Raw genomic sequence first — 1,497 nt, forward strand, 5'->3', positions numbered from 1 at the left:
GCGCACGCCGATCCGATAACTCCCGACTCCGACGGGCGTGCATCGAGGCGAGGCGGGGCCTGGCCGGCCGTGTCCGGCGCGAGCGTTTCCGCTCGCTTTCCATCGTTGTCCGGTCGGTGTTCCGGGCGTTGCGTCGCGACATGAAAAAGGCCGCCACCGTGTTCCGGTGGCGGCCTCTCGCCCGGCGACCCTCGCCAATGCGAGGTCTACGCCTTCTTGTCCGCGAGGCGTTCGTAGTCGTCGCTCGAGAGCACGACGGCGTACACGGCGCCGTCCTTCATCAGGTACGCCATGCCGTTGCGCTCGATGCGGCGCTCGATCTCGGCCTGCGGATCGCTGACGCCGCCGAGATCGACGCTGGACTCCATCAGGCGCCGGATGTCATCCATCGTCAAGTTCTGCATCTGCTCGGTGAACGCCTGGCGCTTCTGGCGGGCGCGTCGCTTCTCGCGCTTCTCGGCATCGGCTGCTTTTTTGGCGGCATCGGCCGCGCTGTCCGCGGCCGATGCCTTCGGCGTCTCGGTCACGGTCGGCTCGTCGTCGCGCAGGGTCTCGCTATCGGTGTCGAACATATTCTCCCTCCCCTCTTGTCATGTTGCCGGCATTACCTATCGATGCTACCCAAAAGCGACCGGGCTCATACGCCGCCCGCCGCCTTTGGCGGGACGTAAATGCGCCGGGCGTTTGTGCGGTCGGTTTCGCCATGTGCGCAAAAAAGGATCCCCGCCATCGGTTTCCGACGGCGGGGATCTCGGCTACTTGAAGCCGCGGCGGTGCGAGCCGGCGGTCTTCATGTGGCATCCGGCATACCCTATGACGATCAGCTCGTTTTCCCGGTCGATGTAGAAGTGGAGGCGGAAGCTGTTCTTCTGGCTCCTGCCCTTGATGTGCGCGGAGATGTCGACGGTGCGCCCGCCGTAGCTCCTCTCGCGCATCTTCATCAGGTCGGCCCGCGCCCTGGTGGCGCTGCTCTCGCTGAACGTGAGCTCGTATCCCGTGCGGCGTTGGAACTCGCCGGCGACCTGGCCCTCGCACCCGTCGTCCTCGAACAGGAGGCCGTAGAGCGCCGTCGCGGTGCCGCGGACGATATCCCATTCCTCGGCGAGGTTGCCGTCGTAGTACTTCGCGGAGTCCATTGCCTCGGGCAGGACGACGATGCGTTCGGGCCAGATGGACCGCGCGAGCTTCAGGAGGTCCGTCAGGTCGCGCGGGATCGACTGGAGGCATTCGGCCACCCTCGCGGCACCGTCGTCGTCCGACGGTGCCGCGCACTGCGCCGCCTTGCGTTCGAGCGCGCGCTTCTCGCCCTCGAGGCGCTGGACGGTCCTCGTGAGCTCGTCCACCTTCGCGGCGGCGTCGGAGTAGCATCGGTCCTGGTCCGTCGCGATCTCCTCCCAGGCCTCGGCATCGGCACGCAGGCGCGCGTTCTCCGCGCGCAGCCCGTCGATATCGGCGACCGGCTCGGCGGCCGCCTTCGCGCGCGAGCGCAGGCGCTCG

The 1,497-nt window shown here is 67.6% G+C and carries 2 protein-coding genes; both read right to left on the minus strand.

Translation table 11 applies throughout. The features are described 5' to 3' along the window. Nucleotides 1-206: 206 nt before the first annotated feature. Nucleotides 207-572, minus strand: coding sequence for a hypothetical protein (locus ACMO6A_RS03420; RefSeq protein ID WP_114614621.1), 366 nt, complete (start codon nucleotides 570-572; stop codon nucleotides 207-209). Between the two features lie 183 nt (nucleotides 573-755). Next, the coding region (locus tag ACMO6A_RS03425) for a hypothetical protein (protein ID WP_418470787.1) at nucleotides 756-1,497 on the minus strand (742 nt) is incomplete at its 5' end.

The sequence above is a fragment of the Eggerthella sp. genome, assembly GCF_048329335.1.
Taxonomy (GTDB): domain Bacteria; phylum Actinomycetota; class Coriobacteriia; order Coriobacteriales; family Eggerthellaceae; genus Eggerthella; species Eggerthella lenta.

Bases quoted from the DNA above. Each gene is read 5' to 3' on its own strand.
- ACMO6A_RS03420 (WP_114614621.1), bottom strand. From the start codon at position 572: ATGTTCGACACCGATAGCGAGACCCTGCGCGACGACGAGCCGACCGTG.